The following is a 21840-nucleotide window of genomic DNA, read 5'->3' on the forward strand; positions in this document are numbered from 1 at the left end:
CAGGTGAGGGGCGGCACCCGGCAGCGGGTGCCGCCCTTTCGCCGTATCCGCCCGGAACCCGTGGTCGCCGGGTTACCGTCGGACGATGAGCATTCGGGCCGTGGTCTGGGACGTCGACGACACGCTGTTCGACTACACGACCGCGGACCGCGCCGGTATGCGCGCACACCTGGCGGCCGAGGGCCTGCTCGACGCGTACGAGAGCGCCGAGCAGGCCCTCGCGCAGTGGCGGGCGGTCACCGACACCCAGTGGGCGCGGTTCGCGGCCGGCGAGGTGTCCTTCGAGGGGCAGCGATGCGACCGGGTGCGGGTGTTCCTGGACCGGGAACTCACCGACGCCGAGGCGGAGGCCTGGTTCGAGCGGTACATCGGGCACTACGAGGCCGCCTGGGCGCTCTTCCCGGACGTCCTGCCCGTCCTGGACACCCTCGCCGCCAGTCACCGGCACGCGGTGCTGTCCAACTCCAGCCTGCACGTCCAGGACCGCAAACTGCGCGTGCTCGGCGTCCACGACCGCTTCGAGGCCATCCTGTGCGCCGCCGAGCTCGGCGTCTCCAAGCCGCAGGCCGGCGCCTTCCTCGCGGCCTGCGAGGCACTGGACCTGCCGCCGCACCTGGTCGCGTACGTGGGAGATCACCCGGAGATCGACTGGCGCGGCGCCGCCGACGCCGGACTGGTGTCCGTGTGGATCGATCGCGACGGCGCGCACACCTGGGCCGACGCTCCGGCCGGCCCGCACCGGATCGCCTCGCTCGCCGAACTCCCCGCCATCCTCGGCTCCGATACTCGTTTTGGAGCCCTGTCCACCTTCAGGTAATGTTCTTCCTGCGCCGCCGGGGAGCGGGCCGAGAGGCCGGAATCCGGGGGAGCAAACTAGAACAAGATCCCCCGCAGGGGCTTGCGTTCCAGTGGCCTATGGTGTAATTGGCAGCACGACTGATTCTGGTTCAGTTAGTCTTGGTTCGAGTCCAGGTAGGCCAGCTCGCAGAGCTCATCTGCAAAGCCCCCGTTGTGTAGCGGCCTAGCACGCTGCCCTCTCAAGGCAGTAGCGCCGGTTCGAATCCGGTCGGGGGTACAGATCCTTCCCGCGAGGGCGGTCCGGGTAGCTCCCGCCGCCCTTGATGCAGGATCGCTAGGGCCCCCGTTGTGTAGCGGCCTAGCACGCCGCCCTCTCAAGGCGGTAGCGCCGGTTCGAATCCGGTCGGGGGTACTGACTGGTCTAAACCACATTGGTCTATGGTGTAATTGGCAGCACGACTGATTCTGGTTCAGTTAGTCTTGGTTCGAGTCCAGGTAGACCAGCTCGGGCCTGCGGCAACGCAGAGTCCACGCCCCCGTTGTGTAGCGGCCTAGCACGCCGCCCTCTCAAGGCGGTAGCGCCGGTTCGAATCCGGTCGGGGGTACGTGATCGAGGGGCCTCCACTTCGGTGGGGGCCCCTCGTCGTGTGGTCAGTGCGTGCCGAACCTGCGGCGTGACTCCTCCGCCTCCGCCAGCCTGCGCAGCGCGAGCAGCACCGGCTCGTACAGCACGGTCAGCGCCACCGCCGCCTCCACCTGCTCGTCCGCCGTCCCGCCGTACCGTTCCACGAGGTCCAGATCGTTGACGGCGAGCTGTTCCATGGCGCGGGCGTACGGCTCCAAGTCCTCGATGGCGCAGGGGTATCCGAGCCGCTCCAGGGTGGCTATCGCGTTCACCAGCATTCCGTACGCCGGGGGCGTCACATCGGCCAGGGGGCCGTAGCCCCAGCCGAGCCGTTCCAGCAGACGGTCGGCACGCTGCCGGGCCGTCTCGGTCGCCGGGTCGTCGGGGTCGGCGGGCTTGCCGTGGGGGAGTGCCCAGACGGCGGTGCCGAGGCGGTCGTTCTGATCCAGGGAGTCGTTGTCCAGCGCGGCGAGCACCTCGCGGGCGGAGGCCACGGAGACCCCGCCGACCTGGATCAGGGCCCGCACCAGACGCAGCCGGCGTAGGTGCTCCTCGCCGTACTCGGCCTGGGTGGCGGTGATCCGGCGGCCCGGCGGCAGCAGCCCCTCGCGCAGATAGAACTTCACCGTGGCGGTGGCGACGCCGCTTCGTCTGCTCAGCTCCGACAGCCTCATGGCCGTGCGACTCCCTTGCTCTTTCCCCTTGCGGTGCGCGTTGGAGAGTGTCACTATCCAATCATGGATAGCGGCACTATCCAATCGCTGTCCTCAAGGACCATTCGCTGGGGGAAGGTGGGTTTCGTCATGGCTGACAAGCCGATCGCGGGGCGTATGACCGCGGACGCGCAGGGGGACGTCGTGGTGTTCCTGATCGGGATGCGCTTCAACAGCCTTCTGGCGGTGCGCAGTTGGTTGCCGGTGATGCGCGCCATGCCGCGCATGCTGCGGGAACTGTCACGGGAGCGGGAGCGGGGCATGCTCGGCGCGCAGACACTGCTGGGGCCGCGGGTGCTGTACGTGGTGCAGTACTGGGAGTCGACCGACAAGCTCTTCGCGTACGCCTCGGCCGCGGACATGGAGCACCGGCCTGCCTGGGCGGCGTTCAACCGGCGGATACGCGAGGGGAAGAACAAGGTCGGTTTCTGGCACGAGACGTACGTCGTGCCGGCGGGCGGCTACGAGTCGGTGTACGTGAACATGCCCGCCTTCGGGCTGGGTCGGGCGACCGGCGTGGTGCCGGTCGGGCGACGCGGCGAGCGGGCGGCCGAGCGGCTTCGGCCGGTCTGAGCAGAACCCGAGGCGCTGGGCGGGCTTGGAGGCGCCGGCGGAAGTGCCGCCCGCGGCGCCGCCGGAACCGCTGAAGCACTGGGCGCCCTGGAGGCCTGCCGCGGCGTTGAGGCCGGCCCCCGGGGCGCCTTTCGTGCGCTCCGTCCTGCTGTGTGTGTGGCTGGTGTGACGGGTGCGTCCTGTGCGTCCTGTGCGTCCTGCGTGGCTGTGTGGCTGATGCGATTGGTGCGTGCCGACCGGCCTGTGTGTCCCGTGCGGCATGCGGCTCGTGCGGTCTCTGCGCCCCGCGTGGCCGTGCGGTTGGTGCGTCCCGCGTGGCCGTGCAGCTCGTCTCGGTCGCTGCGTCCCGCGTGGTCTTTCGGTCCCGAGCCGGCTCGTGTGGTCCCGTGCGGCGTGCGGCTCGTGTGTCACTTGCCGCCCGCGCGTGACCGTGCACCTCGTCTCGGTCGCTGCGTCCCGCGTGGTCTTTCGGTCCCGAGCCGGCTCGTGTTGTCCCGTGCGGCGTGCGGCTCGTGTGTCACGTGCCGCCCGCGCCAGGCCTGTTCGTCCCGCGTGGCCTGGGCGTCGTGCGGCCTGTGCGACCCGTGCCGCCCGCGCGACCGGTGCAGCCTGTGTCTCCGCGCGGCCTCTGTGGCCTCGCTGCGCGGCCCATGCGGCCTCGGTCTGGCTTATCTCCCGGGTCAGCCGGTGCGGCGCAGGGCCTCGGAGAGGCGGGCCGCGGAGTCGATGACCGCCTGGGCGTGCATCCGGCCGGGGTGGCGGGTCAGGCGCTCGATGGGGCCGGAGACGGAGACGGCGGCCACCACGCGGTTCGACGGGCCGCGCACGGGCGCGGAGACGGACGCGACGCCCGGCTCCCGCTCGCCGATGGACTGGGCCCAGCCCCGGCGCCGCACGCCGGACAGTGCCGTCGCCGTGAAGCGGGCGCCCTGCAGGCCCCGGTGCAGGCGCTCCGGCTCCTCCCAGGCCATGAGGATCTGTGCGGAGGAGCCCGCCTTCATCGTGAGCGTCGAACCGACCGGGACCGTGTCCCGCAGTCCGGACAGGCGTTCCGCGGCGGCGACGCAGATGCGCATGTCGCCCTGGCGGCGGTAGAGCTGCGCGCTCTCGCCCGTGATGTCACGCAGGTGCGTGAGCACCGGCCCGGCGGTGGCCAGGAGGCGGTCCTCGCCGGCGGCCGCGGCCAGCTCGGCCAGGCGCGGTCCGAGGATGAATCGGCCCTGCATGTCGCGCGCCACCATCCGGTGGTGTTCCAAAGCCACGGCCAGGCGGTGAGCCGTGGGTCGTGCCAGTCCGGTGGCCGCGACCAGACCCGCGAGGGTGGCCGGACCTGACTCCAGAGCGCTCAGGACGAGTGCCGCCTTGTCCAGAACGCCGACGCCGCTACTGTTGTCCATGAAACGATACTTGCGTCTCACTCTGTGAAACGCAAGTTCAATTTTCGGTGGAACGCGCCACCCTTGATGTCACGAAGTCACAGCGGCCCGGTGGATGAAAGGGCCTCGCGGCGGACGCGCGGAAACCGGTGCGCCGACCGCCGCTCCTCAAGATCTCTAGTTGGGTCGGCACACCTTATGTGCCGTCCGGAGGGAAAGCGATGGGTAGGACACTCGCGGAGAAGGTCTGGGACGACCATGTCGTCCGGCGCGCCGAGGGCGAGCCCGACCTCCTCTACATCGATCTGCACCTGCTGCACGAGGTGACCAGCCCGCAGGCCTTCGACGGCCTTCGCAAGAGCGGCCGGAAGGTGCGCCGTCTCGACCTGACCATCGCGACCGAGGACCACAACACCCCGACCCTCGACATCGACAAGCCCATCGCCGACCCGGTCTCCCGCGCCCAGCTGGAGACGCTGCGCAAGAACTGCGCCGACTTCGGGGTGCGCCTGCACCCGCTCGGCGACGTCGAGCAGGGCGTCGTCCACGTCGTGGGCCCGCAGCTGGGTCTGACCCAGCCCGGCACCACCGTGGTCTGCGGTGACTCGCACACCTCCACGCACGGCGCCTTCGGCGCGCTGGCGTTCGGCATCGGCACCTCGCAGGTCGAGCACGTGCTGGCCACGCAGACGCTGCCCATGGCCCGCCCGAAGACCATGGCGATCACGGTGGACGGCGACCTGCCCGAGGGCGTCACCGCCAAGGACCTGATCCTGGCGATCATCGCCCGGATCGGCACCGGCGGCGGCCAGGGCTACATCCTGGAGTACCGCGGCGAGGCCATCGAGAAGCTCTCGATGGAGGCCCGGATGACCATCTGCAACATGTCGATCGAGGCCGGCGCCCGCGCGGGCATGATCGCCCCCGACGAGACCACGTTCGCCTACCTCAAGGGCCGCCCGCACGCCCCCGAGGGCGCCGACTGGGACGCCGCGGTCGCGTACTGGAAGACCCTGAGGACCGACGACGACGCCGAGTTCGACGCCGAGGTCGTCATCGACGCCGCCGCGCTGTCGCCGTTCGTCACCTGGGGCACCAACCCCGGCCAGGGCGCGCCGCTTTCGGCGTCCGTCCCCGACCCTGCTTCGTACGAAGACGCTTCGGAGCGCTTCGCCGCCGAAAAGGCCCTGGAGTACATGGGGTTGGAGGCCGGGCAGCCGCTGCGGTCCATCAAGGTGGACACCGTCTTCGTAGGCTCCTGCACCAACGGCCGCATCGAGGACCTGCGCGCCGCCGCGGACCTGCTGCGAGGCCACAAAGTCGCCGACGGCGTACGGATGCTGGTCGTGCCGGGCTCCGCACGGGTGGGTCTGCAGGCCGTCTCGGAGGGCCTGGACGTCGTCTTCAAGGAGGCCGGCGCCGAATGGCGGCACGCGGGGTGCTCGATGTGCCTGGGCATGAACCCCGACCAGCTGGCCCCCGGTGAGCGCTCGGCGTCCACCTCCAACCGCAACTTCGAGGGCAGGCAGGGCAAGGGCGGCCGTACGCATCTGGTGTCGCCGCAGGTCGCCGCCGCGACGGCGGTCCTGGGGCACCTGGCCTCCCCGGCCGACCTGGCCCACGTCGAGACCCGTACGCCCGCTGGAGTCTGAGGATCATGGAAGCATTCACCACGCACACCGGCCGGGCCGTCCCGCTGCGCCGCAGCAACGTCGACACCGACCAGATCATCCCCGCCCACTGGCTCAAGAAGGTGACCCGGGACGGGTTCGAGGACGGGCTGTTCGAGGCCTGGCGCAAGGACGCGGAGTTCGTGCTCAACCGGCCCGAGCGCCAGGGTGCGACCGTGCTGGTCGCCGGCCCCGACTTCGGCACCGGCTCCTCCCGTGAGCACGCCGTCTGGGCGCTGCAGAACTACGGCTTCAAGACCGTGATCTCCTCCCGCTTCGCCGACATCTTCCGTGGCAACTCGCTGAAGAACGGCCTGCTCACGGTCGTGCTGGAGCAGAAGGTCGTGGACGCGCTGTGGGAGCTCACCGAGCGCGACCCGCAGGTCGAGGTGACCGTCGACCTGGTCGAGCGTGAGGTGCGGGCGGAGGGCGTCACCGCCTCCTTCGAGCTGGACGAGAACTCCCGCTGGCGGCTGCTGAACGGGCTGGACGACATCTCCATCACGCTGCGGAACGAGGACGACATCGCCACCTACGAGGCGGTGCGGCCCGCCTACAAGCCGCGCACGCTGAAGGTCTGAACCTTCGCCCCCCCGGCGGTCGACTTTCGGCCACCCCAACACCCCGGCTGTACCCCCGATCGGCCCGATCGGGGGTACAGCCTTTTTTCGCACCCGGATGGCCGCACCCGGCACCCCCTGTTCCTTCAACTCGCCACGTTATGACGGTTGTTGTTGGGGTACGCGAGACTTGACAACGTGGCTTCGGCCGCGTGCCGGAGGGCCGTTCGCGGCGCCAGTTGCCCCCCGGGCAGGCGACAACTCGCCCCAGATGGCACAATCTGTGCATGGAACACGACGGCCAACTCAAGCTCTATGCGGCGGTCGCGGACCAACTCAAGGAAGCGCACGCAAGGGTGCGCGCACTGCAAGTCCCGGAGGGCGTACGGATGGCGCTGACCCGGAAGCTGCTGGTCATCACGGCCGCGGCCAAGCACGACCTCGCCGATGCAACAAAGCGTCTGGAGCGGTTCATCGCCGACCTCGACGCGGGGCGATTCCCCGAAGAGGAAGGCTGAATCACGTCAGAAGCAGCCGAGTCGGTTGCGGCACAAGGGTGATTAGCCCGTTTCGTGTTTGATTTGCGGTATATATCTGCCTAACGTGCGAAAAAGCTTGAACACTTTCGTTCTGGCGATGTCTCCGAAGGGGAAGACGTGAACAAGGCGCAGCTCGTAGAAGCGATTGCCGACAAGATGGGCGGCCGCCAGCAGGCCGCCGAAGCTGTCGACCATGTACTGGACGCCATCGTCCGCGCCGTTGTCGCAGGTGAGCGGGTGTCGGTCACCGGTTTCGGCTCGTTCGAGAAGGTCGACCGTCCGGCTCGCTACGCCCGCAACCCCCAGACGGGCGAGCGGGTTCGGGTCAAGAAGACCTCGGTGCCGCGATTCCGCGCCGGCCAGGGCTTCAAGGACCTGGTGAGCGGCTCGAAGAAGCTCCCGCGCGGTGGCGAGGTGGCCGTCAAGAAGGCGCCCAAGGGCAGCCTGACCGGCGGTGCCGCGGCCACGGTCAAGAAGGCCGCGGCCAAGAAGACCACCAAGGCGGCCGCGAAGAAGGCAGTCACGGCGAAGAAGGCGACGGCCAAGAAGACCACGGCCGCCGCGAAGAAGACCACCCCCGCGAAGAAGACGACCGCCAAGAAGACCTCGGCGACCGCCAAGACCACCGCCGCGACGAAGACCACCGCCAAGAAGGCGACGGCCAAGAAGGCCCCGGCGAAGAAGGCGACGGCCAAGAAGGCCCCCGCCAAGAAGACGTCGGCACGCAAGACCACCGCCAAGAAGGCCACCGCCCGCAAGTAGACGAGGGCGCAGGGTACTCACGCGCCGGGCCGGACTCCGTCGAGGAGCCCGGCCCGCGGCGTGTTCAGGGGCAGGTCAGAGGGTCTGCAGCGTCACCAGCGTGATCCTCGGGCTCTCCTTCGGCCCCTCCACCTCGATCCGGACCCGCTGCCCGGGCCGCAGCAGCCGCAGCCCGCCCGCGTCGAACGCGGCGGCGTCGAAGGGCACCGGAGTCCCGTCGTCGAGCAGAACCTGCCCGCTGCGCGTCCCGGCGTCGTAGGTGTAAGCGGTGGCGTGCATGACCGCAGCCTACTGCCCGGAAATCAGCAGCCGCGCGGTCGCCGCGGTCGTACGCGGCCCCACCCCGAGCGCGAGTGCCGTGCGCAGGTCGTCGGCGGTGTCCACGTCCTGGCGTACGGAATCCACGCCCGCGAGACCGAGTTCCACCGCTCCGCCGCCGCGATGGCGGGCCCGCGAATCCGTACCGAATGCCGGGAGCAATTCCCGGCCCGGTGCCGCCGCCAGCAGGGTCGTACCGATTGCCGCCGCATCCGCGAGAAATGCCCGCGGAAATTCCGCGGCCGCGGTCAGGACCTGGGCCAATTCCGCCGGGCGCAGTGCCGGGAGATCGGCGTTCAGGACCGCGACCGGGCTTTCCGGACGCCAGGCCCGTACGGCCGCCGCCCCGTGCGTCAGAGCCGCGTTGAGACCGCCGCCCGGTTCGTCGGAGACGATGCGGGCGCCCAGCGCGGCCAGCTCCCGGCCGGCCAGTTCGTCGTCCGTGACAACTGCCACATCGCGCACCGCCGGGCTGGCCAGCGCCGCGGCCACCGTGTCCTGGGCGAAGGCGAGGGCGAGGCCCGGACGCAGGGCGTCGGCCGCGGCGTCCGCGAGCCTGCTCTTGGCCCGCGCCAGCGACTTCACAGGTATCACCAAGGTCCACAGCACGGGCGTTCGTCCCTCTCTTGTCACGGTCATTGTCACCCGGCCCACCCGGCGGGCGCAGGGTCGGGGCGTACGGTGTTCTCGACAGACCGACGGCCTGGGGCGACACTTGTGCGGCCCCCAGGCCCCAGAAGGAAGGTGTCCGTGTGCCCCGCCGCAGAATCGGCTTCTGGTACCGCCTCGCAGCGGTGATCTGTAAACCGCCGCTGGTGGTTCTGCTCAAGCGGGACTGGCGCGGAATGGAGCACATTCCGGCCGCGGGTGGCTTTATCACCGTGGTGAACCACAATTCGCACGTCGACCCCTTCGCGTACGCGCACTTTCAGTACAACACCGGACGGGTTCCGCGATTCCTGGCGAAGAGCGGCCTTTTCAGGAAGGGATTCGTCGGCACCATGATGCGTGGCACCGGCCAGATCCCCGTCTACCGGGAGAGCACGGACGCGCTGAGCGCCTTCCGGGCCGCGATCGACGCCGTGGAGCGCGGTGAATGCGTCGCTTTCTATCCCGAGGGCACCATCACCCGGGACCCGGACGGCTGGCCCATGACCGGCAAGACAGGTGCCGCGCGCGTCGCGCTGAAGACCAGGTGCCCGGTCATCCCGGTCGCCCAGTGGGGCGCCAACGAACTGCTGCCGCCGTACGCCAAGAAGCCCAACCTCCTGCCGCGCAAGACCCACCAGGTGCTGGCGGGCCCTCCGGTGGACCTCTCGCGTTTCTACGGCAAGGACATGACCGCGGACGTCCTCAAGGAGGCCACCGAGGTCATCATGGCCGCGATCACCGGCCACCTGGAGGAGATCCGCGGCGAGCGGGCCCCCGAGTCGCCGTACGACCCGAGGGGCGAACGCATCGAGCAGCGGCGCCGGACGGAGGCGCAGAAGCTCGGCCGGGCGGCCGTCATCGAGACGGGCGGGGACGCGCTCGGGCGGCCGATCCGGGAGACTGCCGGGGACACCGGCCGTGAAGCGGCTGGTCAGGCGGGTCGGGAAGCGGCCGGGCAGGCCGGTGGCGAAGAGGGGCAGGGCAAGTGAGCAAGCCGGTCAAGGCGGCGGTCTTCGCCGCCGGTTCGTGGGGTACGGCCTTCGGAATGGTGCTCGCCGACGCGGGGTGCGAGGTCACCCTGTGGGCGCGCCGGGCGGAGGTCGCCGAGGCCGTCAACTCCGGCCGGACCAACCCCGACTACCTCCCTGGCTTCGAACTCCCCGGCAACCTGCGCGCCACCACCGACCCGGCGGAGGCGGCCGCCGGTGCCGACTTCACGGTGTTGTCCATCCCCTCGCAGACGCTGCGCGGCAATCTCGCCGCCTGGGCGCCGCTGCTCGCCCCCGACACCGTGCTGGTCTCGTTGATGAAGGGCGTCGAACTCGGCTCCGCCATGCGGATGAGCGAGGTCGTGATGGACGTCGCCGACGTGCCCGCCGAGCGGGTCGCCGTGGTCACCGGGCCCAACCTCGCGCGCGAGATCGCCGCCCGGATGCCGGCCGCCTCCGTGGTCGCCTGCACCGACGAGGCGGTCGCCCAGCGGCTCCAGACCGCCTGCCACACGCCGTACTTCCGCCCGTACACCAACACCGACGTCGTCGGCTGTGAACTCGGCGGCGCGGTCAAGAACGTCATCGGCCTGGCCGTCGGCATCGCGGACGGCATGGGGCTCGGCGACAACGCCAAGGGCTCGCTGATCACCCGCGGCCTCGCCGAGACGACCCGGCTGGGCCTGGCGATGGGCGCGGACCCGCTGACCTTCTCCGGGCTCGCGGGCCTCGGCGACCTGGTGGCCACCTGCTCCTCGCCGCTCTCGCGCAACCACACCTTCGGCACCAACCTCGGCAAGGGCATGACCCTGGAGGAGACCATCGCGGTCACCAAGCAGACCGCCGAGGGCGTCAAGTCCTGCGAGTCGGTGCTGGATCTGGCGCGACGGCACGGCGTCGACATGCCGATCACCGAGACGGTGGTCGGAATCGTGCACGAGGGCAAGCCTCCGGTCGTCGCCCTCAAGGAGCTGATGTCGCGCAGCGCGAAGGCGGAACGACGCTGAGCGACGCGGGCGTACGGACGCTGTATCCGGCCCTTACCACCGGGTACTCTCAACGCGATATGAGCACCGAGAACCTCCCCCAGAGCCCCGAGCAGCCGTCTCGCAAGCCGCGTGTGGCCGTCGTGTTCGGCGGGCGCAGCTCCGAACACGGGATCTCCGTGGTCACCGCCGGCGCCGTACTGCGGGCTGTCGACCGGACCAAGTACGAGGTCCTGCCGATCGGCATCACCCAGGACGGCCGGTGGGCGCTCACCGCCGACGAGCCGGAGCGGATGGCGATCAGCGACCGCCGTACGCCCACCGTCGAGGACCTCACCGACTCGGGCGAGGGTGCCGTCGTGCTCCCCGTCGACCCCGCCAACCGCGAAGTCGTCTACAGCGAGCCGGGTTCGGTGCCCAAGGCCCTGGGTGAGGTCGACGTGGTCTTCCCCGTGCTGCACGGCCCCTACGGCGAGGACGGCACCCTCCAGGGCCTCCTGGAGCTCTCCGGGGTCCCGTACGTCGGTTCGGGCGTGCTCTCCTCGGCCGTCGGCCAGGACAAGGAGTACATGAAGCGGGTGTTCACCTCGTTCGGGCTGCGAGTGGGCCCGTACCTGGTGGTCCGGCCGCGCGAGTGGCAGCAGTCCGGCCCGGACGGGCAGCAGGGCGCCGGGGCGCGGCGGCGGATCGCCGAGTTCGCCGGCGAGCACGGCTGGCCGCTGTTCGTGAAGCCCGCGCGCGCGGGGTCGTCTATCGGCATCACCAAGGTCGAGTCCTTCGAGGGCCTCGACGAGGCGATCGCCGAGGCCCAGCGCCACGACCCGAAGATCATCGTCGAGGCGGCGCTGCGCGGCCGCGAGATCGAGTGCGGCGTCCTGGAGTTCGAGGACGGCCCCCGGGCCTCCGTCCCCGCGGAGATCCCGCCGCCGGACACGCACGCGTACTACGACTTCGAGGCGAAGTACATCGATTCGACCCCCGGCCTCGTCCCGGCCCCCCTCACCGACGAGCAGACCGCCGAGGTGCAGAAGCTCGCGGTGGACGCCTTCGAGGCCGCGTCGTGCGAGGGCCTGGTCCGCGCGGACTTCTTCCTCACCGAGGACGGCGAGTTCGTGATCAACGAGATCAACACGATGCCCGGCTTCACGCCGATCTCGATGTACCCGCAGATGTGGCAGGCGAGCGGTGTGACGTACGCGGAGCTGGTGGACCGCCTGATCCAGGCAGCCCTGAACCGCTCGACGGGCCTGCGCTGACCCGCCCCTGAGAGGTGCGGCTCGGTCAGTCGGCGATTCCCTCGGGGATCGCCGACTTCACCGCCGGGGCCAGATCGACGAGAACCCCCGCGCTGTCCTGCCCCTCGGGCACGCTCACCTCGACGTACGCCTTGCGGTTCGCGCTGGTGAACCGGTAGCCCCCGTCGTGCTCCTCCTGCAGCCAGTCGACGCCGTTCACACCGCCCGCCACGGCATCGGGATCCCCGCCCTCGGCCACCTTCGGGTCGACCATCTTCGGCGGCCGGACGACCCCGCAGCGCAGTATGATCACCGGGCTTCCCCAGCCCGCCGTGAGTACGGAACCGGGCTCGGGGTCGTTCCGGCTCAGACCGTCCACCTTGCGGGGCAGCGCCCCGTCCAGGTTCTGGCACAGCTTCGTGACCGCCGGGGAGGGGCTGGGAACCGCGACGCCCGCGCTGTCGTCTGCTGAGGAGCAGCCCGCGACAGTGATCAGCAGCGCGGACGCGGGCAGACCGATGAGCCGGTGACGGGAAATCTTCACCGGCCAAGGGTAGACGGGGACTACAGATGGACGACCGGGCAGGTCAGGGTGCGGGTGATGCCTTCCACTTGCTGGACCTTGGCGACCACCATGCGGCCCAGGTCGTCGACGGTGTCGGCCTGGGCGCGCACGATGACGTCGTACGGTCCGGTCACGTCCTCGGCCTGGATCACCCCAGGGATCTTGCTGATTGTCTCGGCAACAGTCGACGCTTTGCCGACCTCGGTCTGGATCAGGATGTACGCCTGTACCACGGAACCTCCAGGGCGGCCACGAGGATCATGTGGGGAAAAGGAACGCCACGGTATCGCGTCCCCGCTCGCCGCGGGGAGACCTGCGGTGTCCGGGGCACGCGCGCCGGGTACGGGCACGACGGATGTTGACGTACGGGTGGGCCGGAAAGACCGCCATGGGGGGCCGGTCGGCGGTCACTACGACCGTATCGAGGACACTGATGGCCCGCGACCGGGCACGCACAGGGACAGAAGGGGCGTAAGGGACATGAAGGGGACTGTTGGTGAGCTCGGGGAGTTCGGGCTCATCAGGGAGCTCACCTCCCGCCTCACCACCACCCCGGCGGTGCGGGTCGGGCCGGGGGACGATGCCGCCGTGGTCGCCGCACCCGACCGCCGGGTCGTGGCCAGCACCGACATCCTGCTGGAGGGACGGCACTTCCGCCGCGACTGGTCCACGGCGTACGACGTCGGGCGCAAGGCGGCCGCGCAGAACCTCGCGGACATCGCCGCCATGGGTGCCGTGCCGACCGCGCTGCTGCTGGGCCTCGTCGTGCCGGCCGAACTCCCGGTGACCTGGGCGACCGAGCTGATGGACGGGCTGCGCGACGAGTGCCAGGTCGCGGGCGCGTCCGTGGTAGGCGGCGATGTCGTCCGCGGGGACACCATCACGGTGTCGATCACCGCGCTCGGCGATCTGCGCAACCAGGAGCCCGTGACGCGGGCCGGCGCACAGCCCGGCGACCTCGTCGCGGTGACCGGCTGGCTGGGCTGGTCGGCGGCCGGATACGCGGTGCTCTCGCGGGGTTTCCGCTCGCCGCGCGCCTTCGTCGAGGCCCATCGGCGCCCCGAACCGCCGTATCACGCGGGTCCGGCGGCCGCCGGGCTGGGCGCGACGGCGATGTGCGACGTCAGCGACGGGCTGATCGCTGACCTCGGGCACATCGCGGAGGCGAGCAAGGTCCGGATCGACGTGCGGTCCGGCGCGGTCGACATCCCCTCGCAGATGCACGACATCGGGCAGGCGGTGGGCGTCGACCCGCTCCAGTGGGTGCTGACCGGGGGAGAGGACCACGCGATCGTGGCGACCTTCCCGCCGGACGTGAAGCTGCCCGCCCGCTGGAAGGTGATCGGCGAGGTGCTCAACCCGTCCGCGCTGCCCCAGGTGACCGTCGACGGGGCACCCTGGACCTCCAAGGGCGGTTGGGACCACTTCGGAGGGATCGAGTCATGAACGCACCACCCAGGGTGCTGACCGTCGCCGGATCCGACTCGGGCGGCGGCGCCGGCATCCAGGCCGACCTGAAGACCATGCTCGCGCTCGGCGTCCACGGCATGAGCGTGATCACGGCGGTGACCGCGCAGAACAGCCTCGGCGTGCAGGGCGCCTGGGAGCTGCCCGTGGAAGCCGTGCGGGCCCAGTACCGCAGTGTCGTCGACGACATCGGCGTACAGGCCGTGAAGACCGGCATGCTGGCCTCGGCGGAACTGGTCGAGGCGGTGGCCGAGTTGATCACCGGTACGGACGCGCCGGCCGTCGTCGACCCGGTGGGCGTCTCCAAGCACGGCGACTCGCTGCTGGCGGCCTCCGCGCTGGACTCGGTACGGACCAAGCTGCTGCCGGCCGCGACCGTGGTGACACCGAACCTCGACGAGGTGACGCAACTGACCGGGGTACGGGTGGAGTCCGAGGCCGGGATGCGCGAGGCGGCCGCGGCCGTGTTGGCGTACGGGCCGCGGTGGGTCGTGATCAAGGGCGGACATCTGCGCGGGGAGGCGGTGGACTTGCTGTCCGACGGCTCCGAGGAGCTCTGGCTGCGCGCGCCCCGCCACGACAACCGGCACACGCACGGGACGGGCTGCACGCTGGCCTCGGCGATCGCGTCCGGGCTGGCGCGGGGGCTGGCCGTGCCGGAGGCGGTACGGGCGGCGAAGGAGTACGTCACCGGGGCGATCGCGGCCGGCTTCGCGCTCGGCGGCGGGATCGGGCCGGTGGATCATGGCTGGCGGTTCCGGAACTGAGCCGGCCGCACTTGAAGCACCCGGCGGAAGAGCACGGGGGGAAGAGCACGTCGGCAGAGCACGCCGGGAGAACACAGCAAAAAGCCGGCCCACCTGAGGTGGACCGGCTCATGCAGCGAACCAGCAGTGGCCGCGCGCGATGGGGGTCCCCCTGCTCGAGCGAAGCCGAGAGCCAGGGGGATGTGCGTCAGCGCGAGACCTTGCCGGCCTTGATGCACGAGGTGCAAGCGTTCACGCGCTTCGGCGTCCCGCCCACCACGGTACGCACACGCTGGATGTTCGGGTTCCAGCGGCGGGACGTACGGCGGTGCGAGTGCGAGATGTTGTTGCCGAAGCCCGGCCCCTTGCCGCAGACGTCGCAGTTGGCAGCCACGGGTCACTCCAAAGACTTCAGATGCACTTACGGATGATCCCGGCATGCCGGGACCGAAATCTTAGACTCTTGCGAGCCGTCTGAGATCCGAGTGGCGCTGCCAGGGGAATGGCCCGATCAGGATCGGGCAACCGGAGCAGCATACAACGGCTGCGCCCGTACAACGAAATTACCATGGCTGCTCAGGGGCCCGCCCCGCCCTCTTCCGGTGGTCACGGGCCCCAGGGCTACGCTGCGTCCCAGTCCAGCAGTCAGACTCCGCGTCTGCGACATGATCGGCCGGGCAGGTCCTAGGAGGCGCAGGTGGCGCAGACGTTCCTCGATGCTCTCGCGGTGCGCACCTGGTGCGGTCTCGCGCTGGAGACGCTCGGGCGCGCGCGTGAGGAGATCGACGCGATCAACGTGTACCCGGTCGCGGACGGGGACACCGGCACCAATCTGTACCTGACCGTCGAGTCGGCCGTGGCCGCCGTCGAGGCCGTGTTCGCCGCCCACGAGGTCGACGCGGGCAACCCCGGGCGGCCCTCGCTGGCCGAGGCCGCGCAGGCGATGGCCCACGGGGCGCTGATCGGCGCGCGGGGCAACTCCGGGACGATCGTCGCGCAGCTGCTGCGCGGCATGGCGCAGGTGCTCGCCGCCGGCAGTGACGACGCCCACACCGACGGGGAGGGCCTGCGACTCGCCCTGCGCCGCGCGGCGGACGCCGCCCGCCAGGCCGTGGCACACCCCGTGGAGGGCACGGTCCTGTCGGTGGCCTCGGCCGCCGCCGACGCGGCCGGGGGAGCGGAGGGCGACTGCGGGACGGTAGCGCGGGCCGCCTACGAAGGGGCCCGAGCGGCCCTGGCGGCGACCCCGGGGCAGCTGGCCGTGCTGGAGCGTGCCGGGGTGGTGGACGCCGGTGGGCGCGGGCTGGTCGCGGTGCTGGCGGCGCTGGTGGAGACGTTCACCGGGGAGGTGCCCGGGGCGGTCGCGGTGGCGGCCGAAGCACGGCACACGCGCGTGCGGACGCCTCACGACGACGAGAGCCCCGGCGACGGGACGACGGAATGCGCGGACGGCGCCGAGGAGGACGGTCCGGCGTACGAGGTGATCTACCTCCTGGAGGCCGGCGATCTCGCCGTGGCGCGCCTGAAGAAGCGACTCGACGCCCTCGGGGACTCGCTCGTCGTGGTCGGCGGCGACGGGCTGTGGAACGTCCACGTGCACGTGGACGACGCCGGAGCGGCGGTCGAGGCGGGCGTCGAGGCCGGACGTCCGTACCGGATCAGGATCACGCACTTCGGCGCCGGCGACGTGCACACGGTACGAGGCGAAGTGCGCCCCCGGGAGCGCGTCCAGCGGGCCGTGGTGGCCGTCGTGCCGGGGGAGGGGCTGGCCGGGCTGTACGCCGAGGCGGGTGCCACGACCGTGCTGGCGCGCCCCGGGGAGCCGCCCGTGAGCGGGGAGCTTGTCGAGGCCCTGCGGCGGGCCCACGCGCGCGAGGTCGTGCTGCTGCCCAACGATCCCGAGCTGCGCCACACCGCCGCCGCGGCGGCCGAGCAGGTCCGTGCCGAGGGCATCCGTGTCTCCATGATCCCGACCCGGTCCGCGGTGCAGGGCATCGCGGCGCTCGCGGTGCACGAGCCGGAGCGCCGCTTCGACGAGGACGTCGTGTCCATGACCTCCGCGGCGGGAGCGACCCGGTACGGCGAGGTCGCCCTCGCGGAACGCCAGGCCTGGACCATGGCGGGCATCTGCCAGGCCGGTGACGTCCTCGGGCTCATCGACGGGGATGTGGCCATGATCGGGACGGATGTCACGAGCGTCGCCGCGACGGTGCTGGACCGGATGCTCGCGGCCGGCGGGGAACTGGTGACGCTGGTGGTCGGGGACGAGGCCCCGGAGTCCGTCGCCGAGCACCTGGAGGGCCGGGTACGGGAGGCCTATCTCGCCGTCGACACGGTGGTGTACCGGGGTGGGCGGCAGGGGGCGTTGCTGCTGATCGGGGTGGAGTAGACCGGCTCGCCGGGTTGCTGCCCGCCGGGGTGCTCGCCAGTGGGCGGGCCGACGGCCGGCGCTCGGCCTGCTCGTCAGCAGCCTTCCTCCTGTCCCTCCCGCACGACCCGCAGCATCTGCTCCGCCTCCGCCTGCCGCTCTCCTGCCCCCTCGTCGTCCTCGTCGGTGTCGGCGTACTCCTCCAGGACCGCCCGCGCGCGGGCCGCCGCCTCGCTGGTGCGGCCCAGGTCGGCCGCCAGCCAGCCCGCGGCGAGCTCCGCGCCGGTACGGGCGTGCCGGGCGTCGGCGCCGAGCGAGGCGAACACCGAGATGGCCTCCTCGACCTCCGTCAGCGCGTCCTCGAACGTGGCCCGGATCGAGCCGTCCTCGGCGTCCTCGGCCGACGAGCGGGCGAGCAGGTCGCCGAACTGACGGTGGGTGTGCCCGAGTTCGGCGGTGAGCCGCTGCCGGGACTCCTCGTCGCCCGCGGTGCTCAGGGCGCCGGCGCACTCGCGGACGGCCGCCGCCATCAACTCCCGCGCGGCCTCCGTGCCGTCGTCCGTGCGCAGCGCGAGCCACGCGCGGGCCCGCAGGGAACGGACGAGGCCGTGGACGTTGCCCAGGGAGCGCCACAGCTCACCCGCGCGCGCGTAGGCCTGGTCCGCCTCGGCCGGCATCCCGGCGTGCCCCAGGGACTCGGCGGCGAGGTGGGCCAGGGTGGCGTGGTCGTGCTGCTCGGGCCAGTGCCGGGCGATCGCGGCGGCCTGCAGGCGGCGTTCGGCCGACGCGCGGTGCTCGCCGAGCTCGCTCAGGCAGTCACCGAGCCACCACTGCGTCTGCACGATCGCGCCGTCGCCGTGCGTCTCGGCGCTCAGATCGGGCAGCGCCGACTCCAGCACCTCCGCGGCCTCGGCCCACCGGCCCTGCCGCAGCAGGAACCCGCCGAGCAGGTGCCGGGCCCAGACGCCGAAGGTCGGGCCCTCGCCCGCCTCGTCGGCCCAGTGGGCCGCCTCCAGGGCGTGCTCGGCGGCCTCGCCGGACTGCCCCCGGCCACCGAGGACCTCGGCCAGCTGAAGATGCAGCTGGGCCCGTCCGGTGGCCTCCAGATGCGGTCCCCCGTGCTCCAGGGCCGCCCGCAGCGCCCGCTCGGCCTCCGTGGTGTCCCCCAGGTGCTGGGCGAGGCCGGCCAGCCGGGCCTCGTACTCCACCGCGAACCACGGCAGCCCCGCCTCCACGTACGCCGTCGCCGCCCGCGCGAACAGCACGGCGGCCTTCTCGACGTCCCCGTGGTGCACGGCCAGCTCGGCGAGCATCGCCCGCGACTCCGCCGCCCGCGAGGCCAGCCGGACGTCGTCCCCGCTGTGGCCCTCGACGAGCGCCAGCACCTCCCGTACGGCGGTTTCGGCCTCCGCGAGGACGGTTTCCTGCGAGGCTCCGGCCGCGTCGTCGGCCTCGTGCACCCGCCGCATCAGGATCCGCGCCCGGCCCATCAGGACGGACGCGGTCTGCCGTACGCCGGTGCCGTCCTCGGCGTACAGGGCGAGGACCTCGTCGTAGGGCCCGGCGACCGCCTCGACGGCCTCGTCGACGCGGCCGGCGAGCGCGCGGACGTACGCCGCACGCGCGCGTGCCGCCAGGGCCTCGCCCGGGTCGCCGGCCGCCACGTACAGGCCGGCGGCCTCCTCGAAGAGTTCGGCGCCGGCGGGACCCAGGTCCATCGCCTCGTGGTCGGCGATCTCCGCCCGGTCACGGGCGTCCAGCTCGGCCCCCTCGGCGGCCCGCGCGACGGCCGCCCAGGCCTCGACGGCGTTCGGCCGCAGGGTGTCCGACAGGTGCCGCGCCTCGGCCAGCAGCGCGGCCAGGTCGGGCTCCTGCCCGGACGAAGCGGACGCGGGCGTCACGGGCGCCGGGGTGACCGGACGCGCGGTGTACCCCAGCCGGTCCGAGCGCACCCCCAGGGCGAGCCGCTCCACCAGCGGACGTTGCCCCATGCGCGCGCGTACCCGCTCGGTGACGTGCGCCGTGCCGTTGCGCACGTCGAACCGCGCCGCCAGGGCGAAAGCCTCCCCACGGGCGTGGGCGGCCAGTTCGCGCGCGGTCCACGACCGGTCGGCCGGCCCCGGCACGCCCTGGTCGCCGAGGCCCAGCTCGGTCAGCCGGTCCATGAGCAGGGCCACCACGCTCATGAAGTCCATCCGGCTGCGCGGATGCCCGGTGTCGGTGAAGTACGCCGGGCGCTCGGCCAGCAGCTCCAGGCCACGCGCCTCGTTGCCGGTGAGCGCGCAGAACTCGACGTGGTCCGCGTACGCGCCGCGCATGCTCTCCATGGCCCGCACGAGCCGGAACCCTCGCAGATGGTGGGCGCGCGCCTCGTCGAGGCGGCCCAGCCGCAGCAGGGGCGACAGGGAGGACGCCAGGACGGTGTGCGGCTCGTGGGCGCACGCGAACTCGCCCTCCAGGACCGGCGCCCACAGCTGAAGGGCCACGGCGTCCCGGCCGCGCTCCACCTGCCACCAGCCCTGCCCGTGCAGCTCGCAGGCGTGGCAGTCGGCCATGCCGTCCCGGTCCGCCGCCAGCCACGCCGCGTACGCCCGCTCCGCGCGGTCCACGTCACCGACGTGCGCGGCCACGCTGAACTCGGCGCTGCGTACCGCCCGTTCGGAGTGCCCGGCGAGGCGGTAGCGGTGCTCCATCTCGCCGAGCCACTTCTCGATGGAGGCCAGCGGCACATGCGGCTGGTCGAGCATCCCGGCCGACATCCACTTGAAGACCCAGTGCAGCGACAGGGTCTCGTACTCGTCGAAGTCCTCGGGATGCTCGTCCCACATGCGCAGCAGGCGCGCGAAGGGGACGAACATCTTGTCCTTCTCCAAGCTGTAGTTGTAGACCTTGAGCTGGTGTCCGAGCGCCTCGATCACGGCGAGCGGGACGTTCAGCTTCTCGGCCTGGGCGAGCAGCTGCTCCGCGCGTGCGTTGCGTGCGGGCCCCTCCGGCTGCTCGGAGTTCTCCGCCATCGCCCGGCGCAACGCGTCGAAGTCCGTGATCTCACTCATCGGTGACCGTCCCCCGGGGAGTCGGAGTCGCTGTGGGTGGCCCATTCCAGCAGGCCGATGAACGCCCGGTTGAGCAGCGCGGAGTCGGCGGGCCGCAGCGGGCGCTGCGCCATCAGCAGGGCCTGGCCGTACAGCGACTCCGTGGCGGTGCCGACGAGTTCCGGATCCTTCACGGAACTGATCCTGCGGATCAGCGGGTTGAGGTGGTTCAGCACCAGACGTGCGCGGGGGGCGCTGCCGCGCAGCGAGCCCAGGATGCCCGCCCACAGGTCGTCGGCCTCCTCCTCGGCCACCGCCCGGGCCTGCTCGTGCCGGGCCGCCCGGTCGTCCAGGTGCAGCGCGGGCACGGACAGCGGGTGGAAGGCGCGCAGGACGACGTCGCAGCCCAGCGGGTCCAGCTTGGCCCGCGCGGCCGCCAGGAAACCGGACAGGGCCAGTTCCTCGGCCGGGTCGACGGCGTCCAGGTGGGCGGTCACGGTGTCCGCGTCCAGCTCGGCGACGACCGTGCCCGGGCGCACCGACGGCAGCGCCTGGACCAGCTCGCTGTCGTAGGTGTAGCCGCCGTTGACGACCCCGACGCCCTGCGCGGAGGCGATCGGGGCGACCTGCCGGTACTCCTCGACCGTGCGCGTGAAGTGCACCACCGGGTGGCGCAGCGCGAACTCCTCCAGCGACAGCTGCCCGTCCGTCGTCTCGAACGGCAGCCATGGCAGCATCGTGCGCAGCATCTCCGTGTCGTGCCGCGCCAGGGACTTCACCCCCAGGTGATGCACCGACAGGAAGGCCGCCAGCCGCTCCGGGTCACCGGCGGCGAGGCCGGTCAGCCAGGACCGGATCCTTTCGCCCAGGGCGTCCCGTACGGCGGCCAGCGTCTCGTCCTCGTACAGCGACTCGCGCGAGGCCGTGGGCCGCAGGCTGTCGGTGTCGAGCACACAGCGCACGAAGAACGCCCAGTCGGGCAGCAACTGCTCGGCCCGCTCGGTGAGCAGCATGCCCTTGAGGTGGACGCGGTGCCGCGCGCGCTGCGCCGGACTGACCGCGGAGGGCAGCACGTAGGCCACCCCGCGGATCCCGGCGAGCGGCACGTTCAGCTCGATCGCGTCGAGCGGGGTGAAGCCGAACAGGTCGTGACAGTGCCGGGCCAGGGCCACCCGCCGGGTGGCAGGGGAGGGGTAGGGCCGGTCCCATGGCGCGGGCAGGTCGGTGACCTCCTCGTCGCCCACCCGCACGTCGTACGGCAGCAGCGAGCCGAAGTCCCGCGCCAGCGCGAGCACCCGCTCCTCGCTGAGCCACTCTCCGGCGCCCGCCCGCGCCTCCAGGTACACGGTGGTGCCCGGCTCGGGCCGGGCCGCGTCCGGCAGCGTCCGCACGGTGTACGAGCCGTCGTCCGTCGCCGTCCACTCCACGGGCCGGGCATCCGGCGTACGGGCGCTGCGGCTGACGACCCGGATCCGCTCGGCCACCACGAAACAGGCGAGCAGCCCGATGCCGAACTGCCCGAGGAACTCGGCGCGCACCTCCTGGATGCCGTCGGCCCGCTTGGAACTGCGCCCGATGGTCGCCAGCAGGTTGTGCACGTCGGCCTCGGTGAGCCCGATGCCGGAGTCCTCCACCCGCAGGGCGCCCTCCTCGGCGTGCAGCCGCACTCGCGCCGGGGCGTCGGGCTGCTCGGCCCGGCGGGCGGTGATGGCGTCGACCGCGTTCTGCAGCAGTTCGCGCAGGTAGACCTTGGGGCTGGAGTAGAGGTGATGGGAGAGCAGGTCCACCAAGCCACGCAGGTCGACCTGGAACGTATGAGGTGAAGGGGAGGCCTGTGATGCCTGTGAGGTCTGGGAGTCCATCGTCA

21 protein-coding genes and 5 tRNA genes are annotated in these 21840 nt (G+C 71.7%); 17 read left to right on the forward strand and 9 right to left on the reverse strand.

Annotation, left to right across the window (positions count from 1 at the left end):
- Positions 1-85 precede the first annotated feature (85 nt).
- The 6 genes from ACFV6X_RS07445 (at position 86) to ACFV6X_RS07470 (ending at position 1403) form a co-directional block, all read left to right on the forward strand.
- Entirely contained in the window at positions 86-817 is a 732-nt protein-coding gene (locus ACFV6X_RS07445; protein WP_385379007.1) for an HAD family hydrolase, read from the forward strand.
- A gap of 92 nt (positions 818-909) precedes the next feature.
- Positions 910-981, forward strand: a tRNA-Gln gene (locus ACFV6X_RS07450).
- Positions 982-1002: 21 nt separating this feature from the next.
- A tRNA-Glu gene (locus ACFV6X_RS07455) sits at positions 1003-1075 on the forward strand.
- Positions 1076-1137: 62 nt separating this feature from the next.
- Positions 1138-1210, forward strand: a tRNA-Glu gene (locus ACFV6X_RS07460).
- A 20-nt stretch (positions 1211-1230) separates the two neighbouring features.
- A tRNA-Gln gene (locus ACFV6X_RS07465) sits at positions 1231-1302 on the forward strand.
- A gap of 28 nt (positions 1303-1330) precedes the next feature.
- Positions 1331-1403, forward strand: a tRNA-Glu gene (locus tag ACFV6X_RS07470).
- Between the two features lie 46 nt (positions 1404-1449).
- On the opposite strand, the gene ACFV6X_RS07475 is transcribed toward ACFV6X_RS07470, so the two are convergent.
- The gene (locus ACFV6X_RS07475; protein WP_385379010.1) at positions 1450-2097 is read right to left on the reverse strand and encodes a MerR family transcriptional regulator; all 648 of its coding nucleotides are present in this window, start codon (positions 2095-2097) and stop codon (positions 1450-1452) included.
- 129 nt (positions 2098-2226) lie between these two features.
- Between ACFV6X_RS07475 and ACFV6X_RS07480 the strand changes: the two genes are divergently transcribed.
- The gene (locus ACFV6X_RS07480) at positions 2227-2709 is read left to right on the forward strand and encodes a DUF4188 domain-containing protein (RefSeq protein ID WP_385379013.1); all 483 of its coding nucleotides are present in this window, start codon (positions 2227-2229) and stop codon (positions 2707-2709) included.
- Between the two features lie 680 nt (positions 2710-3389).
- Here the strand turns inward: ACFV6X_RS07480 and ndgR are convergent.
- Positions 3390-4106 (reverse strand): IclR family transcriptional regulator NdgR, encoded by a 717-nt coding sequence (gene ndgR / locus ACFV6X_RS07485; protein ID WP_014048551.1) that lies wholly within the window; start codon positions 4104-4106, stop codon positions 3390-3392.
- A 200-nt stretch (positions 4107-4306) separates the two neighbouring features.
- Here ndgR and leuC point away from each other — a divergent pair, with 200 nt between their 5' ends.
- The 4 genes from leuC (at position 4307) to ACFV6X_RS07505 (ending at position 7616) form a co-directional block, all read left to right on the forward strand.
- Positions 4307-5737: a 3-isopropylmalate dehydratase large subunit gene (gene leuC / locus ACFV6X_RS07490; protein WP_385379016.1), complete on the forward strand. Its 1431-nt coding sequence runs from the start codon at positions 4307-4309 to the stop codon at positions 5735-5737.
- Between the two features lie 5 nt (positions 5738-5742).
- Positions 5743-6336: a 3-isopropylmalate dehydratase small subunit gene (leuD, locus tag ACFV6X_RS07495; protein WP_385379019.1), complete on the forward strand. Its 594-nt coding sequence runs from the start codon at positions 5743-5745 to the stop codon at positions 6334-6336.
- A gap of 266 nt (positions 6337-6602) precedes the next feature.
- The gene (locus ACFV6X_RS07500; protein ID WP_365450672.1) at positions 6603-6833 is read left to right on the forward strand and encodes a hypothetical protein; all 231 of its coding nucleotides are present in this window, start codon (positions 6603-6605) and stop codon (positions 6831-6833) included.
- Positions 6834-6971: 138 nt separating this feature from the next.
- Positions 6972-7616 carry an HU family DNA-binding protein gene (locus tag ACFV6X_RS07505; RefSeq protein ID WP_385379022.1) on the forward strand — a complete coding sequence of 215 codons (645 nt, stop codon included), beginning with the start codon at positions 6972-6974 and terminating at the stop codon, positions 7614-7616.
- Between the two features lie 75 nt (positions 7617-7691).
- On the opposite strand, the gene ACFV6X_RS07510 is transcribed toward ACFV6X_RS07505, so the two are convergent.
- Both ACFV6X_RS07510 and cofC read right to left on the reverse strand, forming a co-directional pair.
- Positions 7692-7895: a hypothetical protein gene (locus ACFV6X_RS07510; RefSeq protein WP_365450676.1), complete on the reverse strand. Its 204-nt coding sequence runs from the start codon at positions 7893-7895 to the stop codon at positions 7692-7694.
- 9 nt (positions 7896-7904) lie between these two features.
- The gene (gene cofC, locus ACFV6X_RS07515) at positions 7905-8543 is read right to left on the reverse strand and encodes a 2-phospho-L-lactate guanylyltransferase (RefSeq protein WP_385379025.1); all 639 of its coding nucleotides are present in this window, start codon (positions 8541-8543) and stop codon (positions 7905-7907) included.
- 143 nt (positions 8544-8686) lie between these two features.
- Here cofC and ACFV6X_RS07520 point away from each other — a divergent pair, with 143 nt between their 5' ends.
- The 3 genes from ACFV6X_RS07520 to ACFV6X_RS07530 are packed head-to-tail and all read left to right on the forward strand — an operon-like array spanning position 8687 to position 11816.
- The gene (locus ACFV6X_RS07520) at positions 8687-9574 is read left to right on the forward strand and encodes a lysophospholipid acyltransferase family protein (RefSeq protein ID WP_385379028.1); all 888 of its coding nucleotides are present in this window, start codon (positions 8687-8689) and stop codon (positions 9572-9574) included.
- Complete coding sequence (locus ACFV6X_RS07525; RefSeq protein ID WP_385379031.1) at positions 9571-10581, forward strand: NAD(P)H-dependent glycerol-3-phosphate dehydrogenase; 1011 nt, start codon at positions 9571-9573, stop codon at positions 10579-10581. Before ACFV6X_RS07520 ends, ACFV6X_RS07525 begins: the two co-directional genes overlap by 4 nt.
- Positions 10582-10640: 59 nt before the next feature.
- Entirely contained in the window at positions 10641-11816 is a 1176-nt protein-coding gene (locus ACFV6X_RS07530; RefSeq protein WP_385379034.1) for a D-alanine--D-alanine ligase family protein, read from the forward strand.
- A gap of 25 nt (positions 11817-11841) precedes the next feature.
- On the opposite strand, the gene ACFV6X_RS07535 is transcribed toward ACFV6X_RS07530, so the two are convergent.
- Together ACFV6X_RS07535 and ACFV6X_RS07540 are read right to left on the reverse strand one after the other, a co-directional pair.
- Positions 11842-12339 (reverse strand): DUF3515 domain-containing protein, encoded by a 498-nt coding sequence (locus ACFV6X_RS07535; protein WP_385379037.1) that lies wholly within the window; start codon positions 12337-12339, stop codon positions 11842-11844.
- A gap of 20 nt (positions 12340-12359) precedes the next feature.
- Entirely contained in the window at positions 12360-12593 is a 234-nt protein-coding gene (locus ACFV6X_RS07540; RefSeq protein ID WP_019889749.1) for an Lrp/AsnC family transcriptional regulator, read from the reverse strand.
- Between the two features lie 247 nt (positions 12594-12840).
- On the opposite strand from ACFV6X_RS07540, the gene ACFV6X_RS07545 reads away from it, so the two are divergent.
- Both ACFV6X_RS07545 and thiD read left to right on the forward strand, forming a co-directional pair.
- Positions 12841-13806 (forward strand): thiamine-phosphate kinase, encoded by a 966-nt coding sequence (locus ACFV6X_RS07545; protein ID WP_385379040.1) that lies wholly within the window; start codon positions 12841-12843, stop codon positions 13804-13806.
- Positions 13803-14594 carry a bifunctional hydroxymethylpyrimidine kinase/phosphomethylpyrimidine kinase gene (gene thiD / locus ACFV6X_RS07550; protein ID WP_385379042.1) on the forward strand — a complete coding sequence of 264 codons (792 nt, stop codon included), beginning with the start codon at positions 13803-13805 and terminating at the stop codon, positions 14592-14594. The genes ACFV6X_RS07545 and thiD overlap by 4 nt, the downstream gene beginning before the upstream one ends.
- A 187-nt stretch (positions 14595-14781) precedes the next feature.
- Here thiD and rpmB read toward each other — a convergent pair whose 3' ends face one another.
- On the reverse strand, positions 14782-14967 hold the full coding sequence (gene rpmB / locus ACFV6X_RS07555) for a 50S ribosomal protein L28 (RefSeq protein WP_003993230.1): 186 nt from the start codon (positions 14965-14967) through the stop codon (positions 14782-14784).
- 303 nt (positions 14968-15270) lie between these two features.
- Between rpmB and ACFV6X_RS07560 the strand changes: the two genes are divergently transcribed.
- On the forward strand, positions 15271-16962 hold the full coding sequence (locus tag ACFV6X_RS07560; RefSeq protein WP_385379045.1) for a DAK2 domain-containing protein: 1692 nt from the start codon (positions 15271-15273) through the stop codon (positions 16960-16962).
- Positions 16963-17036: 74 nt separating this feature from the next.
- Here ACFV6X_RS07560 and ACFV6X_RS07565 read toward each other — a convergent pair whose 3' ends face one another.
- The gene (locus ACFV6X_RS07565; RefSeq protein WP_385379048.1) at positions 17037-19994 is read right to left on the reverse strand and encodes a tetratricopeptide repeat protein; all 2958 of its coding nucleotides are present in this window, start codon (positions 19992-19994) and stop codon (positions 17037-17039) included.
- The gene (locus ACFV6X_RS07570) at positions 19991-21835 is read right to left on the reverse strand and encodes an HSP90 family protein (protein WP_385379051.1); all 1845 of its coding nucleotides are present in this window, start codon (positions 21833-21835) and stop codon (positions 19991-19993) included. The genes ACFV6X_RS07565 and ACFV6X_RS07570 overlap by 4 nt, the downstream gene beginning before the upstream one ends.
- Positions 21836-21840: the final 5 nt, after the last annotated feature.

The organism is Streptomyces sp. NPDC059861 (genome assembly GCF_042731435.1).
In the GTDB taxonomy this organism is placed as follows: domain Bacteria; phylum Actinomycetota; class Actinomycetes; order Streptomycetales; family Streptomycetaceae; genus Streptomyces.